Annotated in this window: 17 protein-coding genes; 12 read left to right on the forward strand and 5 right to left on the reverse strand. The window is 40.4% G+C overall.

What is annotated here, in order from left to right:
- Positions 1–94 precede the first annotated feature (94 nt).
- From DRF63_RS03805 to DRF63_RS03835, 7 genes are all read left to right on the forward strand, one after another.
- Positions 95–1,003, forward strand: coding sequence for a siderophore ABC transporter substrate-binding protein (locus DRF63_RS03805; RefSeq protein WP_005597086.1), 909 nt, complete (start codon positions 95–97; stop codon positions 1,001–1,003).
- Between the two features lie 86 nt (positions 1,004–1,089).
- Positions 1,090–2,037, forward strand: a complete 948-nt coding sequence (locus tag DRF63_RS03810) for an ABC transporter permease (RefSeq protein ID WP_005597088.1) — start codon at positions 1,090–1,092, stop codon at positions 2,035–2,037.
- Positions 2,037–2,978: an iron chelate uptake ABC transporter family permease subunit gene (locus DRF63_RS03815; RefSeq protein ID WP_005597090.1), complete on the forward strand. Its 942-nt coding sequence runs from the start codon at positions 2,037–2,039 to the stop codon at positions 2,976–2,978. The genes DRF63_RS03810 and DRF63_RS03815 overlap by 1 nt, the downstream gene beginning before the upstream one ends.
- A 1-nt stretch (position 2,979) precedes the next feature.
- Positions 2,980–3,738 (forward strand): iron ABC transporter ATP-binding protein, encoded by a 759-nt coding sequence (locus DRF63_RS03820; RefSeq protein WP_005597092.1) that lies wholly within the window; start codon positions 2,980–2,982, stop codon positions 3,736–3,738.
- A 188-nt stretch (positions 3,739–3,926) separates the two neighbouring features.
- Positions 3,927–4,607 carry a TIGR00153 family protein gene (locus DRF63_RS03825; RefSeq protein WP_005597094.1) on the forward strand — a complete coding sequence of 227 codons (681 nt, stop codon included), beginning with the start codon at positions 3,927–3,929 and terminating at the stop codon, positions 4,605–4,607.
- Positions 4,608–4,616: 9 nt separating this feature from the next.
- On the forward strand, positions 4,617–5,879 hold the full coding sequence (locus DRF63_RS03830; protein ID WP_005597096.1) for an inorganic phosphate transporter: 1,263 nt from the start codon (positions 4,617–4,619) through the stop codon (positions 5,877–5,879).
- 63 nt (positions 5,880–5,942) lie between these two features.
- On the forward strand, positions 5,943–6,548 hold the full coding sequence (locus DRF63_RS03835) for a TIGR04211 family SH3 domain-containing protein (RefSeq protein ID WP_005597098.1): 606 nt from the start codon (positions 5,943–5,945) through the stop codon (positions 6,546–6,548).
- 52 nt (positions 6,549–6,600) lie between these two features.
- Here DRF63_RS03835 and DRF63_RS03840 read toward each other — a convergent pair whose 3' ends face one another.
- The 4 genes from DRF63_RS03840 to DRF63_RS11355 form a co-directional block, all read right to left on the reverse strand.
- Positions 6,601–6,828 (reverse strand): sulfurtransferase TusA family protein, encoded by a 228-nt coding sequence (locus tag DRF63_RS03840; protein WP_005597100.1) that lies wholly within the window; start codon positions 6,826–6,828, stop codon positions 6,601–6,603.
- Positions 6,829–6,834: 6 nt separating this feature from the next.
- Complete coding sequence (locus DRF63_RS03845; protein ID WP_017357669.1) at positions 6,835–7,350, reverse strand: hemerythrin domain-containing protein; 516 nt, start codon at positions 7,348–7,350, stop codon at positions 6,835–6,837.
- A 72-nt stretch (positions 7,351–7,422) separates the two neighbouring features.
- A complete protein-coding gene (tgt, locus tag DRF63_RS03850) occupies positions 7,423–8,571 on the reverse strand; it encodes a tRNA guanosine(34) transglycosylase Tgt (protein WP_005597105.1) in 1,149 nt (382 codons plus the stop codon).
- A 71-nt stretch (positions 8,572–8,642) separates the two neighbouring features.
- Complete coding sequence (locus DRF63_RS11355; RefSeq protein ID WP_005597107.1) at positions 8,643–8,777, reverse strand: hypothetical protein; 135 nt, start codon at positions 8,775–8,777, stop codon at positions 8,643–8,645.
- A gap of 116 nt (positions 8,778–8,893) precedes the next feature.
- Here DRF63_RS11355 and DRF63_RS03855 point away from each other — a divergent pair, with 116 nt between their 5' ends.
- From DRF63_RS03855 to ilvN, 5 genes are all read left to right on the forward strand, one after another.
- Positions 8,894–9,466, forward strand: a complete 573-nt coding sequence (locus DRF63_RS03855) for a YceB family lipoprotein (protein WP_005620830.1) — start codon at positions 8,894–8,896, stop codon at positions 9,464–9,466.
- Between the two features lie 107 nt (positions 9,467–9,573).
- Positions 9,574–9,780 (forward strand): cold shock domain-containing protein CspD, encoded by a 207-nt coding sequence (cspD, locus tag DRF63_RS03860; protein ID WP_005597111.1) that lies wholly within the window; start codon positions 9,574–9,576, stop codon positions 9,778–9,780.
- Between the two features lie 117 nt (positions 9,781–9,897).
- On the forward strand, positions 9,898–10,614 hold the full coding sequence (can, locus tag DRF63_RS03865) for a carbonate dehydratase (protein WP_005597113.1): 717 nt from the start codon (positions 9,898–9,900) through the stop codon (positions 10,612–10,614).
- A gap of 316 nt (positions 10,615–10,930) precedes the next feature.
- Positions 10,931–12,655, forward strand: coding sequence for an acetolactate synthase 3 large subunit (locus DRF63_RS03870; RefSeq protein ID WP_005597115.1), 1,725 nt, complete (start codon positions 10,931–10,933; stop codon positions 12,653–12,655).
- Positions 12,648–13,139, forward strand: a complete 492-nt coding sequence (ilvN, locus tag DRF63_RS03875; protein WP_005597116.1) for an acetolactate synthase small subunit — start codon at positions 12,648–12,650, stop codon at positions 13,137–13,139. The genes DRF63_RS03870 and ilvN overlap by 8 nt, the downstream gene beginning before the upstream one ends.
- Before the next feature lie 269 nt (positions 13,140–13,408).
- Here ilvN and pmbA read toward each other — a convergent pair whose 3' ends face one another.
- Positions 13,409–14,758: a metalloprotease PmbA gene (gene pmbA / locus DRF63_RS03880; protein WP_005597118.1), complete on the reverse strand. Its 1,350-nt coding sequence runs from the start codon at positions 14,756–14,758 to the stop codon at positions 13,409–13,411.
- Positions 14,759–14,830 lie beyond the last annotated feature (72 nt).

The raw sequence follows: 14,830 nt of genomic DNA on the forward strand, positions 1-14,830 counted from the left end.
CGAACGCTTAAATTTTACTTTACATTATAAAAAATCCGAATAGAATTATTGCTAATCATTTTCATTACATCTACTCACTAAAGGAATGTACATTATGTTTAAAAAGGTATTATTCGGCTTAACGCTTGCAGCGACACTTACGACATCCGTATTGGCTAAAGAAGTGACTATTCCGACTGTTCGCGGCGATGTAACGTTTACTCAAACACCGGCTAAGTTAGCCGTCTTTGATGCGGTTGCTATTGATATTTTATCTCATTTGGACGTACCTATCGCAGGTAGTCCCGATGTAACTAAAACCCTTCCTTATTTAAAACCTGCGGTTGAAAAAGCGGTAAATATCGGTACGTTTTTCGAGCCGAATTTAGAAGCATTAAATTCGTTAAAACCGGATCTTATTATTGTCGCGACACGTTCCGCCGCAAAATTAGATGATGTAAAAACCATTTCAAATGCGATTGATTTAAGTATTCCGACCAATTTAAATACGCTACAAGCAGGCTTACAAGAAATCGAACATTTAGGTAAGCTATTCAATAAAGAAGAAAAAGCGACACAATTAAAAACGGAAATCGAAGCATTACTTCAAGAAACCAAATCTGCGGTAAAAGGCAAAGGTAACGGTTTAATTGTGATTGTAAACGGTGGAAAAATGTCTGCTTTCGGTAATAAAGGGCGTTTAGGTTGGATCCACTCCGCTCTTGATATTCCGATGGCGATTGAAAACGTCGGACAAAAAGGGACAAGTCACGGACAACCGGTATCATTCGAATTATTACAAAAAGTGAATCCGGATTGGTTATTCGTGTTAGATCGTACCGCTGCAATCGGTGAAGAAGGCAAAACGGCTCGCGAAGTACTGGATAATGCATTAGTACATCAAACAAACGCTTGGAAAAATAATCAAGTGGTTTATTTAAGTAGCTCCGCATATTTAGCGGCAGGCGGTGTAACTCAAATGCGTGAAGATCTGACGAATATCAAAAAAGCATTTTCAAAATAACTTAAAAAGTTTAACCGTTAGATAGATAAATGGCACATATCTCAATATATGTGCCATCGTTGATTATTAATATCCCTATAAAAATAATGCAAAAACTAACCGCTTTAAATTTTTTATTTCTGGTCTTACTTTTTCTATTGAGTATTTCAGTAGGGGTTGCCGATTTCCAATGGAGAGATCTTTTCACTCATACCGAACAGCTTGAATTACTTTTTATCAGTCGATTACCCAGAACGCTTGCCGTTGTACTTGTCGGTGCCACACTTGGTATTGCCGGAATGGTACTTCAAATCGTACTTAAAAATCGTTTTATTGAACCCAGTATGATTGGAGCCAGCCAAAGTGCGGCAATCGGTATCTTAATTGTCAGCTTAATGTTTCCTGCCACACCGCTTATTATGAAAATGTCCTTTGCAACGTTAAGCGCATTAATCGGTATGGGGATTTTTATGCTGCTGCTTCGTCGATTACCCCCCCATCAAAAGTTGATGGTTCCGCTCATCGGAATCGTATTCGGTAATATTATTGAGGCCATTACTACTTTCGTCGCATACGAAACCGACTCTTTACAATTATTATCCGTTTGGTTCTCAGGCGACTTTTCCGGTATCTTAGCAGGGCGTTACGAATTATTATGGCTAACAGCCGGGCTGGCCGTCCTTGTATATATTATGGCGGAACAACTCAGCATTGCCGGATTAGGTCAAAATATCAGTACCAGTTTAGGTATCAATTACCGCCAAATGACTTGGTTTGCGTTAATTGTGGTTGCAATGATTACCGCGGTGGTTGTAGTTACGGTCGGACAAATTCCGTTTATCGGATTAGTTGTACCTAATATCATTTCTCGTTTAGCCGGTGACCGTTTACGCCAGAATTTACCTTCAGTAGCATTACTCGGCGCGAACTTAGTCTTACTTTGTGACATTATCGGACGTGTGGTCAATGCGCCTTATGAAGTACCTATCTCGACCATCTTCGGGATTTGCGGAACGGTTGTTTTTCTCTATTTACTGTTTAGAGGGAAAAAATAATGCGTACCTCTAATATATTGTTTTTTTTAACCGGAATCTTATTCGCCAGTAGCCTATTCTTTATGGCATATAACGCTAACGGCAACTGGGATTTTGTCTTACCGTTCAGAGGCAAAAAATTAGTTTTACTCTTAACCATTGCTTATACTATCGGCGTTTCAACATTATTATTTCAAACATTAACTAATAATCCTATTTTAACTCCGAGTATTTTAGGCTTCGATTCGTTATATCTCTTAATACAGACGGCTTTAGTATTTACTTTAGGCGGTGTTGGGTTTACGCAATTGGATCTTATTAGTAAATTCGGGATCGAAACTTCGCTTATGTTATTCGGTTCACTCTTATTGTTCCGCACGCTGAATAAAAATAATACCGATCTTGCCCGAATGATTTTAGTCGGCGTTATATTCGGTGTGTTATTTCGTAGTTTAAATAATTTACTGCAACGAATGATTGATCCCGAAGAATTCGCGGTTGCGCAAAGTACCTCATTTGCAAGTTTCAATACTGCTAACCCTACATTGCTTTGGATTAGCGTCAGTATTACGATATTAAGCGCTTGTTGGATTTGGCATCATCGCCATAAATTAGACATTTTATTACTTGGTAAAGATAGAGCGATCGGATTAGGATTAAACTATTCTCAATTTACACGACAATTACTCGTTTGTTGTGCGTTGTTGGTTGCCGTTTCAACCGCTTTAGTCGGTCCTATTCTATTTTTAGGATTATTGGTATGCGCATTAGTGAATGCAATCAGCCCCGTAATTGCCCATAGCGTCAGAATACCGATGACGGTGATTATCTCCTCTATCACTCTTGTGCTTGGACAGGCTGTCTTTGAGCAGTTACTTAAAATGCAAGGCGTGTTAAGTGTTGTTATTGAATTTGCCGGCGGGATCGTATTCATTTATTTAATTTTAAAGCAGAAGAAATAAGATGATCGAAGTTAAAAATATTACACATAAAATTGGTCAAGCCACTATTTTAAATAATATCAACTTACATATTCCTAACGGCGGTATTACTGCACTAGTCGGAGCTAACGGAGCGGGTAAATCGACGCTACTCTCGCTTATTGCGCATTTGCAATCCATTCAAAGCGGTCAAATTTTGTTGGATCATTACGATATCAGCTCTACCGATTCTCGAATTATCGCTCAAAATTTAGCAATTTTAACGCAAGATAATGTCATTCATAGTCGCATTACGGTAAACGACTTACTGATGTTCGGACGTTATCCGCATCATCAAGGAAGAATCCGTGAAGAAGACAAAAACATCGTAGAAGAAGCGTTACAACGTTTCGAATTATCCGCATTAAAAGATCGATTCTTAAATGAACTTTCCGGCGGACAGCGACAAAGAGCGTTAATCGCTATGACATTCTGCCAAAAAACTCATCATATTTTGCTCGATGAGCCGCTCAACAATCTGGATATGTTTCACGCTAAAGTATTGATGAAATTACTAAGAGAATTAACCGATGAGCTTAATCTGACAACCGTTATGGTTGTTCATGATATCAATATGGCGGCGGCTTATGCGGATACGATTGTCGCAATGAAAGACGGACAAATCGCTATGGTCGGTACGCCCGAAGAAATTATTACGCCGATAAATTTAAAAAATATATTCAATCTTGATGCCGAAGTATTAACCTTGCACGGTAAACGGTTGGTGATACACCATATTTAATCAAAATCGAAATAAACCGCATCCCAAAATCAAGCGACTTAACTGTATAAAAAATCTTACAAAACAGGTCGCTTATTCTCATATTTTTAACTTCCTCCCCGTGATCTTTTATTTTATATAAAGTAAAATATACAAGATTTTGTCTAAGACGGAATCAAGTAAAATTTTATTCACAACGGAGATACCTTATGGCAATGAATAACATTTTTGGTTTATTCGCACAATCGCCGCTTACTCCACTACAAAAACTTGCTTTTAAAGTAACGGAATGTAGTGAATTACTCGAACCTTTTTTTGAAGCGACTTTTGACCGTGATTGGGATAAAGCTGCGGATATTAGAGCGCAAATTATTGATTTAGAACGCCGAGCTGATGCTTTAAAACGCGAAATTCGTTTAAAACTTCCGCGCGGTTTATTTTTACCCGTAGAACGTGGCGATCTATTAGAGATTGTTACGCAATTAGATAAATTAGCTAATTATTCTAGAGATATTTCCGGCCGAATTATCGGTCGCCAGTTAGTCATACCGGAAATTATGCAGCCCGCATTCCGTCAATTCCTCTTCCGTAGTCTGGATTCCAGTCGCCAAATTCGTAAAGTGTTAGATGAAATGGACGAATTACTTGAAACCGGTTTCCGTGGTCGAGAACGTCACTTTGTTAATAATATGATTTTAGAACTTGATCAAATTGAAGACGATACGGATCAACTTCAAGTAAGTTTACGTCATACGCTATTAGGTTTAGAAAAAAATCTGAATCCGATTGATGTAATGTTTTTATATAAATGTATTGAACGAGTGAGCATTTTAGCTGATCAAGCTCAACGTGTCGGTTCACGAATCGAGCTAATGTTAGCTAAAGCGTAGGAGAAAAGAATGGAACTCATTCAGCAATATGGCAATATTTTAGTCATTATTACTGCAATTTTTGGTTTTTTTATGGCTTTCGGTATCGGGGCTAACGACGTATCTAACGCAATGGGAACATCGGTAGGTTCCGGTACGATTACCGCCCGCCAGGCTATCGTAATTGCGATGGTTTTTGAATTTGCCGGTGCTTATCTTGCAGGTGGAGAAGTAACCGAAACAATTAAAAGCGGTATTATTGATATCTCATTTTTTGCCGATAAGCCGGATATTCTGGTATTAGGCATGATGTCGGCGCTTTTCGCCGCAGGTTTTTGGCTATTAGTCGCATCCAAAATGGGTTGGCCTGTTTCTACAACACACGCGATTATCGGGGCAATTATTGGTTTCGGCTGTTTAACTGTCGGTAGCGAAGCCGTACAGTGGAAACAATTGGGTGGGATTGTTGGTAGCTGGTTTATTACACCTGTTATCGCCGGTTTTGTCGCTTATTGGATTTTTATTAGTACGCAAAAACTTATTTTCGATACCGATGAACCGATGAAAAATGCGCAAAAGTACGGCCCGCTCTATATGGCACTTACCGCTTTTATTTTAAGTATCGTGACTATGACTAAGGGCTTAAAACATGTCGGTTTGCATTTAACCACAACGGAAACCGTACTTATTTCCTCAGCCATCGCAGCCGTCGCCGTAGTAACTTGTTACTTCTATTTCCGTAGCGAAGCATTTGCAAAACGCGCTCAAGGTGCTGCATTTGGTGGTGTAGAAAAAGTATTCAGTATTTTAATGCTTTTAACCGCTTGTTCAATGGCATTCGCACACGGCTCGAACGATGTGGCAAATGCGGTCGGTCCGTTATCCGCAGTGGTATCTATCGTGCATAGCGGCGGTGTTGTGGAAGGGAAAGCGGCATTGGCTTCATGGATTCTACCGTTAGGTGCGGCGGGTATCGCAGCCGGTATGCTTATCATGGGCTATAAAGTACTGGGAACGATGGGTACCGGTATTACGGATTTAACGCCAAGCCGCGGTTTCTCTGCCGAATTTGCTTGTGCGACTACCGTAGTAATAGCTTCAGGTACCGGTTTACCTATTTCAACGACACAAACCATTGTAGGGGCAATCTTAGGTGTCGGATTTGCTCGCGGTATTGCAGCCTTAAACTTAGGTATTATTCGTAATATTGTTGCCTCATGGGTCGTCACATTACCGGCAGGCGCAATCATTGCAATTGTTATCTATGAAATCTTATTAATGATTTTTTATTAATTTTATCGTTCGGGGAAAGTATGTTTAAACATATCTTTCCCTTTCATCTAAAAGGACTCGATTATGTTAAAACGGAAGTTAATCCTAATTGCTTATACCTTACTTGGTCTTTCTTCTCCGGTATTTTCCGCAGATTATATTACGGAGAATCTCAGTACTTATATGCGAAAAGGTGCGGGTGATCAATACAAAATTTCAGGTGCTGTTCAAGCCGGTGAAAAAGTAACGGTATTAGACCGGAAAGATCGCTTTGTTTTAATTCGTGATAGCAGAAATCGAGAGGGATGGGTGCTTGCCTCTGAAATTTCTCAGACTGCAAGCCCGAAAGATTTAATTCCTCAACTGCAACAGCAAGTACAGGATTTAAGTAGTAAATTAGGTAAGATTGATGCGGATTGGCAACAACGTACGTTAGAAATGCAACGCCGCAGCCAACAAGCCGAACAGCAAAGTAGCCAACTTCTCGATCAAAATGCTCAATTGAAGCGAGAGTTGGATATTCTGAAAAACAAGAATCGAGATTTGGAAACGATGCATGACTCTGCCAAACGAGAAATTGTGATTCAGTGGTTTATCTATGGCGGTTCGGTACTTGCGGTAGGTTTATTACTCGGATTAATTATTCCGTTTATCTTACCGCGTCGTAAACGTCATAACGGTTGGTCATAGTCTTCTATCAATTAAGCGGTTATTTTTGCAAAAAGCTTGTAAAAACAACCGCTTACTTTTTGCGAATACTCAAGGAATGATACTGGCTGATTTGCGTATCTTGCACGAGTTCATAACCGTATTCCTCACACAACAATTCAAAATCTTGTACGCTACTCGCTAAATCAAGCAATACTACCAACCGTTCGTTTAACGCTAGTCGGTTTAATGCTTTTTTAGTCATTAATAGCGGTAACGGGCAGCGGTATTGACGTAAATCCAATTGATACGTTTTTATCATTGTCTATTAAGCGACTTTACGACGTTCCGCCATAATTTTACCCATACGCTCTAATTCGGATTGCGCCAAATGGGTCCGACCGAGTTCAAATAACGGCTCTTCAATTGCAATATGAACATCGTATCCGGCAATAAAGCGAGCGATAAGCAGCGGATCCACATCATTACGCTCTCCTGTCACTAATGCTTCTAATTGAGCGGACAGTAATGCCCAATTTTGGTGTAACGATTCATGCTGTCTCTCCAGTTCATCAATATCGGCTTGAGCCTGCGGTTGCACTTGAATTAATGCGGGGAAAAAGTCACATTCTTCATCTTCGTGATGTAACGGTGCGGAAAGATTAAAATAATTGATAATTTGCTGCACATCGTTTTTAACTGCCTGATTTACCCCGTTTTTTGCCAAATACTCAGGTAAAATTTGTAACTGCTTGCAGAAACGTTTTACCTTGCTGTGGCAAGCGTACAACATATCTATCGGTTCCGCCCAGCTGGCGAATTGTTGCGGTTCAAGTTGTTGCATAATCACCTCTCTATCTAATCACCCTTTGATAAAAAGGCACAAGCCTAAACTTGTGCCATAAAAAATTTGGAATTATTTATTCACTTCCGATTGTAACGGCGGAACTTCTTTACCGATTTTGGCATAAAATTCAACCACAAAATCATCAAAACGATCTTCTTCAATCGCTTGGCGAATCTGTGCCATTAAGCGTTGATAATAGCGTAAGTTATGAATCGTATTTAAACGCGCGCCTAAAATCTCACCGCATTTATCTAAGTGATATAAATAGGCTTTCGTATAGTTTTTACAAGTGTAGCAATCGCATTCCGGATCTAACGGTGTGGTATCCGTTTTATATTTCGCATTACGAATTTTCACGATACCGTTGCTGACAAATAAATGTCCGTTACGTGCATTACGGGTCGGCATTACGCAGTCGAACATATCAATACCGCGACGTACACCTTCAACTAAATCTTCCGGTTTTCCTACTCCCATTAGGTAACGAGGTTTATCTTGCGGTAATAACGGTGTGGTAAATTCAAGGATACGGTGCATTTCTTCTTTCGGTTCGCCTACCGCCAAACCGCCGACCGCATAACCGTCAAAACCGATATTGACCAAACCTTCTACCGAGATCTTACGCAACTCTTCGTAAGTCCCGCCCTGTACGATTCCGAATAACGCACGCGGATTTTGTAGCTCGTCAAAACGATCTCGACTACGTTTCGCCCAACGTAATGACATTTCCATTGAGTTTTTAGCATAATCAAAGGTTGCCGGATACGGCGTACATTCATCAAAGATCATCACGATATCCGAACCGAGATCGTATTGAATTTCCATCGATTTTTCCGGCGAAAGGAAAATTTTCTCACCGTTAATCGGGTTTTGGAAAGTTACCCCTTCTTCTTTGATTTTACGTAATTTGCCTAAGCTGAATACTTGGAAACCGCCCGAATCGGTTAAAATCGGACCGTGCCATTGCATAAAGCCATGTAAATCACCGTGTGATTTCATCACTTCTTGCCCCGGGCGCAGCCACAGATGGAAAGTATTGCCTAATAAAATTTGCGCACCGGTTGCCGCTACTTCTTCCGGCGTCATTCCTTTTACCGTACCGTAGGTACCGACCGGCATAAATGCCGGCGTTTCAACCACATATTCGCCTTTCGGGCGAGAAAACGTTAAACGACCGCGACGCGCATTGCCGCTGGTCGTTTTTAATTCATATTTCATTCAAATTCCTTATAGATAAACAGTCTATAAACAGCTTAACAAGCGGTCATATTCCACTTATTATTTACAAATTAAAAGCGAATACCGGTTCCTAAACTGAAGCCCGCACCCACACCGTTTGAGCCTCCGCCTACACTCGCACTACCGCCGACAGCACAGCCGGCAATCACACAAACGCAGAGACAGATGACAAATTTTTTAATCATTTTATTTCCTTCATTGAATGAAATTGCTATAGTCCCATCCAAATTAAAAAGGAATTATTTTACTCTTTTTCACACAACAAAACTAGAATAAGCCGTCTTGAATACAAGGAAATATCATGAAAAAGTGCTTAACACTCCTCTTTACCGCTATATCGTTTTCATTGTTCTTAATAGCCAATGTAAATGCATTCACTATCAGCCAAGAGGAAATCAATCGATATCTTGAAACCCGTTTGGCGGAGAAAATCCCATTAAAAGACAAAGTCGGTATCCCAGGGCTATTTCAATTGGATTATCATCTTTACAATCTTGCTACCGAAATCGGGCAGACCGATGAAAAGAAAGTCGCCGTTTCAGGTGTGATCGAGGGTATCTTGCAAGCCAAAGGGAAAAAATACGATGCCCAAATTTATCTGAATATGGATACGGTTCCCTACTATGATGCGGAAAAAGGTACGCTATATTTGCAAGATGTACGTTTGCTTAACTATTCCGCCACTCCAGCAAAATACCAAGACGAATTACAAATGTTTTTACCGGTGCTAATGGACGGCTTAACTCGCATTTTAAACTCTACGCCGATATATACGCTCGACGAAACTAAAGCGAAAGAAGCGCTTGTTAAGAAATTCGGTAAGGCTATTATTGTAGAAAAAGGATCATTGCGTTTAGAAACCTCCGTATTTTAAAAAATTTTGTGATCTTGTTCGAATTTTCAAACATTTCCGATTGTGAGGTTCACTTTTTTGACTACAATGCACCGCGTAATATCAATGCCGTAAGATAGGAGAGAATTATGGAAGTTGGCATCGTGAAATGGTTCAATAGTGCGAAAGGATTCGGATTTATTACAAGCGATAATGTCGAAGGCGATATTTTTGCGCATTTTTCCGAAATTCAGAGCGAAGGATATCGTTCGCTTAAAGTAGGTCAAAAGGTACAATTTGAGCTGATTAACGGTGAACGCGGTGCATCAGCCGCTAAAATTTCATTAGTTGAATAATTCAAAACCCGATTTACAAGCGGTCGAATTTGTATAATTTTTACAAATTCGACCGCTTTTTTATTCTATGCTAGAATGCAGAAAGATTTAGTAACAAATTTTTAACAAGGCTGAACCATGAAACAGATAGAAAAATTGTTTGCCAATAACCATGCTTGGGCAACTCGGATGAAAGACGAACAGTCGGATTATTTTAAACAACTTGCCGAGCATCAAAAGCCGACTTATCTTTGGATTGGCTGTTCGGACAGTCGTGTTCCGGCCGAAAAATTAACCGGTTTAGGTCCGGGCGAGCTTTTTGTTCATCGTAACGTGGCAAATTTAGTTATCCATACCGATCTGAATTGTCTTTCCGTCGTGCAATATGCGGTAGATGTATTGGAGATCGAACATATTATTATTTGCGGTCATACTAACTGCGGTGGTATCCAAGCTGCAATTGGTACTGTCGAAGATTACGGTTTAATCAGCAACTGGTTATTGCATATTCGTGATCTGTGGTTTAAACACAGCTATTTACTCGGTAATCTTCCCTCCGAGCAACGTGCCAATATGCTTACCCGCTTAAACGTTGCCGAGCAAGTTTATAACTTAGGGCGCAGTTCTATTGTTACCGCCGCTTGGAAGCGAGGTAAGAAACTCTCGATTCACGGCTGGGTATATGATGTTAATGACGGTTTCTTAATTGATCAGGGGGTAATCGCAACCAGTACGGAAACACTCGAAATTACTTATCGAAATGCGATTGCGAAACTTGCGACGGAAGTGGAAGAAATGATCGCCAATAAACCCGTCGAACAATCAAATCCAATTGAAAATAATCATATTGATTAACCGTATTTAAAAATAGTGTGATAAATCTCACACTATTTCCTTTTCTCACTACCTATTCCGAATATTTTTACCTTTCTTAACAAAAAAATTAAATTCTTCTCATTTTATAAAATCTGGTTAAAAATACTTTCTAAGTCTAAACCATACTATTTCATTTTATAAAATTCTAAATATACAAAATAAAAAGTATTTTAAACCGCTTATATCGCTTTCAAAAAAGCTTTCCGCCCCCTAGACAAACATTTTATTTTTTTGCAGAATCATTTTCATTATAAAGCAAACACAATATTTCACTTAAAAATCGTTGGAGGATTCAATGAAAAAACTTTCCGGAGCAGAAATGGTTGTTCAATCCTTGAAAGACGAAGGCGTAGAGTACGTTTTCGGCTATCCGGGTGGTTCGGTATTAGATATTTATGATGCGATTCATACGCTGGATAATATTAACCACGTTCTTGTGCGCCATGAGCAAGCCGCGGTCCATATGGCGGACGGTTACGCTCGCTCAACCGGTAAAGTCGGTTGTGTATTAGTAACATCCGGTCCCGGTGCAACCAATGCGATCACAGGTATTGCCACCGCTTATGCCGATTCCGTCCCGCTTGTGATCTTAACCGGTCAAGTGCCTTCCGCTTTAATCGGTACGGATGCTTTCCAAGAATGCGATATGCTCGGTATTTCACGCCCTGTGGTTAAACACAGTTTTATGATCAAAAATCCGGAAGATATTCCTTCAATAATCAAAAAAGCCTTTTATATTGCTTCAACCGGTCGCCCCGGTCCGGTCTTAATTGATATTCCGAAAGATATGGTAAATCCGGCGAATAAATTTACCTATGAATATCCAAAAGAAGTCTCACTACGTTCATATAACCCGACCGTACAAGGCCATAAAGGGCAAATTAAAAAGGCATTAAAAGCCCTATTAGTGGCAAAAAAACCGGTTTTATACATTGGTGGAGGGATTATCTCTGCGGAATGTGCAACGCAACTTACCGACTTTGCAACGAAGTTAAACTTACCGGTAACCAGTTCGTTAATGGGCTTAGGCGCTTTCCCTGCATCAAACAAACAATTTTTAGGTATGCTCGGTATGCACGGTACTTACGAAGCGAATAACGCAATGCACGAAAGCGATTTGATTCTCGGCATTGGCGTACGTTTTGATGACCGTACCACGAATAATTTAGCGAAATATTGCCCGAATGCAAAAGTCATTCACGTGGATATTGATCCGGCTTCTATTTCAAAAACCGTTCCGGCTTATATTCCGATTGTGGGTAGCGCAAAAAATGTCTTGGAAGAATTTCTCAGCCTTTTAGAAGAAGAAAATCTTGCAAAAAATCAAGCGGATTTGACCGCTTGGTGGCAACAGATTAATGAATGGAAAGCTCGTCAGTGCTTAAATTTTGAAGTAAGTAAAGATGTAATCAAACCACAGCAAGTCATTCGATTAATTCATAAAATTACCAATGGTGATGCCTATGTTGCTTCGGATGTCGGTCAGCACCAAATGTTTGCCGCACTCCATTATCCGTTTGAAAAACCTCGTCGCTGGATCAACTCGGGCGGAGCCGGTACCATGGGATTCGGTTTACCGGCAGCAATCGGCGTAAAATTCGCCCATCCGGAAGCAACTGTAGTATGTGTAACCGGTGACGGCTCGATTCAGATGAATATTCAAGAGCTTTCTACGGCGAAACAATATGATACGCCGGTTGTGATTGTGAGCTTAAACAATCGCTTCTTAGGTATGGTAAAGCAGTGGCAAGATCTGATCTACTCCGGTCGCCATTCACAGGTATATATGAATTCACTGCCTGATTTTGCCAAATTAGCCGAAGCTTACGGTCATGTCGGCATTACGATTGATCACCCGAACGAATTGGAAGAAAAACTCACCCAAGCCTTTGCTATCAAAGACAAATTAGTGTTTGTCGATGTAAAAGTAGATGAAACCGAACACGTTTACCCGATGCAAATTCGCGGCGGTGCGATGAATGAGATGATTTTAAGCAAAACGGAGAGAACAGATGCGTAGAACATTATCAGTATTACTCGAAAACGAATCGGGTGCATTATCCCGTGTGGTAGGCCTTTTTTCTCAACGTGGGTTTAATATCGAAAGTTTAACCGTTGCGCCGACTGACGATGAAACGCTTTCACGTATGACAATCGTTGCCCAAGGCGATGAAAACGTCCTTGAGCAAATCGAAAAGCAATTGCATAAATTGATTGACGTGTTCAAAGTTTCAAACTTAAGCCCTACCGAGCATATTGAACGTGAAGTCTTATTATTAAAAGTGCGTGCGACAGGTTCATCTCGTGACGAATTAAAACGAATGGTCGATATTTTCCGCGGGCAAATTGTTGATATTACGCCGAAACTTTATACCGTGCAATTAGCCGGCACCAGTGAAAAACTGAATGCGTTTATTGAAGCGGTAAAACAAGAAACGACAATAGTCGAAATCGTACGATCCGGCGTTATTAGTCTTTCTCGCGGCGATAAAAACTGTTTATAACATTTTACAGGGCGAACGCATTGTTCGCCTTTTGTTTTAACTGAAAGACAAGCGGTTAAATTCGCTCAATTTTTTGTAAAAAAATAGCTAATCCTTTCGGATTAGCTATTTGAACCTAACGAATTTACTTTTACCCTAATTGCTTTATAACTTTAGGTGACGATAAAGTTATTTAGCATTTGTTACATTACCCTAACAATGTAACTGAGTTCATTCTAAGAAATCTTATTAATAATGTCAATAAGAATTATTCTCAATATTGTAAATTTTTATTCGCCGGAAATTTTCATCTTATCCAATAAAATCGAACCGGTTTGAATATTCGAACGATGCTCGATATCATCCGCCACTGCAATCAGATTTTTATACATTTCTTGCAATTGACCGGCAATGGTAATTTCCGCCACCGGATACTGAATCTCGCCGTTTTCCACCCAAAAACCTGCCGCACCGCGCGAATATTCGCCGGTTACCGCATTAATTGCCGAGCCTAAAAATTCAGTCACCAATAAACCGCTACCCATCTCTTTTAGAAGCGTATCCAAACCGCCTGTACGATTCGGTTTGACTAACCAGTTATGAATACCGCCTGCGTGTCCGGTCGTTTTTAAGCCCATCTTACGCGCCGAATAGCTGGTCATCAGATAAGTTTGCAATACACCGTCAGTAATAATTTCTCTATCTTGGGTAATTACCCCTTCGCTATCGAAAGCGGATGAAGCTAATTGACGTAATAAATGCGGGCGCTCAGAGATTGCAAACCAACTTGGTAAAATTTGCGTGCCTAATTTATCTAATAAGAAACTCGATTTACGGTACAACGCTCCGCCGCTAATAGCACCGGCTAAATGTCCGATTAAACCAGTTGCTACATCGTTGTAAAAAATTACCGGCACTTCACAGGTTTTGATCTTTTGCGGATTCAAACGATCAACCGCTTTAAACGCTGCCTGACGACCGATCCATTTCGGCGATTGTAATTTGTCGAACTCACGTGAAATCGTGTATTCATAATCACGTTCCAATTGATCTTCATAGGCGGAAATCACACTACAAGACAGCGAATAACGGCTGGAGAGGTAGCTTTGTAACATTCCGTGAGTATTGCCGTACACTCTCACACCGCTATGCGAATTAAAGGTTGCGCCTTCACTATTCACAATTTTCTCATCCGCATTCAGGGCGTGATGCTCCGCTTCTAAAGCTAATTCAACCGCTTGTTCGATCGAAATATCCGCTTGGTGATAAAGTTCCAGATCCGGTGCTTCAAACGCCATCATCTCTTTATCGGCTAAACCCGCACACTCGTCTTCCGAGGTATATTTTGCAATCGCTAACGCGGATTCGACCGCTCGTTGAATCGATTGCGGTTGTAAATCCGAGGTCGAAGCATTACCCTTACGTTTGCCGACATATACCGAAATCCCGAGTGAGCCGTCATTATTAAATTCGATATTTTCCGTTTGTTCTAAACGAGTTGAAACCGAAAGTCCGGCAACTTTAGTGACGCCGACTTCCGCTTCTGCGCCTGATTTTTTGGCAAAATTCAGTGCAAATTCGACCGCTTGACGAAGTTCTTGTTCTTGCTTTTGGAGATCTTGTTTTGTTGTTAATGACATGATTTTTTAACTTAAAATTGATAATTGAAAATGGCTAAGGAGGATGCGTATATTCTACCTTAAATTTCTGTT

Source organism: Actinobacillus pleuropneumoniae, assembly GCF_003290385.1.
Taxonomy (GTDB): domain Bacteria; phylum Pseudomonadota; class Gammaproteobacteria; order Enterobacterales; family Pasteurellaceae; genus Actinobacillus; species Actinobacillus lignieresii.

What these genes read in the sequence shown, in the direction of transcription:
- DRF63_RS03805 (WP_005597086.1), top strand. Translation starts at nt 95, where the DNA reads ATGTTTAAAAAGGTATTATTCGGCTTAACGCTTGCAGCGACACTTACG.
- DRF63_RS03810 (WP_005597088.1), top strand. Translation starts at nt 1,090, where the DNA reads ATGCAAAAACTAACCGCTTTAAATTTTTTATTTCTGGTCTTACTTTTT.
- DRF63_RS03815 (WP_005597090.1), top strand. Translation starts at nt 2,037, where the DNA reads ATGCGTACCTCTAATATATTGTTTTTTTTAACCGGAATCTTATTCGCC.
- DRF63_RS03820 (WP_005597092.1), top strand. Translation starts at nt 2,980, where the DNA reads ATGATCGAAGTTAAAAATATTACACATAAAATTGGTCAAGCCACTATT.
- DRF63_RS03825 (WP_005597094.1), top strand. Translation starts at nt 3,927, where the DNA reads ATGGCAATGAATAACATTTTTGGTTTATTCGCACAATCGCCGCTTACT.
- DRF63_RS03830 (WP_005597096.1), top strand. Translation starts at nt 4,617, where the DNA reads ATGGAACTCATTCAGCAATATGGCAATATTTTAGTCATTATTACTGCA.
- DRF63_RS03835 (WP_005597098.1), top strand. Translation starts at nt 5,943, where the DNA reads ATGTTAAAACGGAAGTTAATCCTAATTGCTTATACCTTACTTGGTCTT.
- DRF63_RS03840 (WP_005597100.1), bottom strand. Translation starts at nt 6,828, where the DNA reads ATGATAAAAACGTATCAATTGGATTTACGTCAATACCGCTGCCCGTTA.
- DRF63_RS03845 (WP_017357669.1), bottom strand. Translation starts at nt 7,350, where the DNA reads ATGCAACAACTTGAACCGCAACAATTCGCCAGCTGGGCGGAACCGATA.
- tgt (WP_005597105.1), bottom strand. Translation starts at nt 8,571, where the DNA reads ATGAAATATGAATTAAAAACGACCAGCGGCAATGCGCGTCGCGGTCGT.
- DRF63_RS11355 (WP_005597107.1), bottom strand. Translation starts at nt 8,777, where the DNA reads ATGATTAAAAAATTTGTCATCTGTCTCTGCGTTTGTGTGATTGCCGGC.
- DRF63_RS03855 (WP_005620830.1), top strand. Translation starts at nt 8,894, where the DNA reads ATGAAAAAGTGCTTAACACTCCTCTTTACCGCTATATCGTTTTCATTG.
- cspD (WP_005597111.1), top strand. Translation starts at nt 9,574, where the DNA reads ATGGAAGTTGGCATCGTGAAATGGTTCAATAGTGCGAAAGGATTCGGA.
- can (WP_005597113.1), top strand. Translation starts at nt 9,898, where the DNA reads ATGAAACAGATAGAAAAATTGTTTGCCAATAACCATGCTTGGGCAACT.
- DRF63_RS03870 (WP_005597115.1), top strand. Translation starts at nt 10,931, where the DNA reads ATGAAAAAACTTTCCGGAGCAGAAATGGTTGTTCAATCCTTGAAAGAC.
- ilvN (WP_005597116.1), top strand. Translation starts at nt 12,648, where the DNA reads ATGCGTAGAACATTATCAGTATTACTCGAAAACGAATCGGGTGCATTA.
- pmbA (WP_005597118.1), bottom strand. Translation starts at nt 14,758, where the DNA reads ATGTCATTAACAACAAAACAAGATCTCCAAAAGCAAGAACAAGAACTT.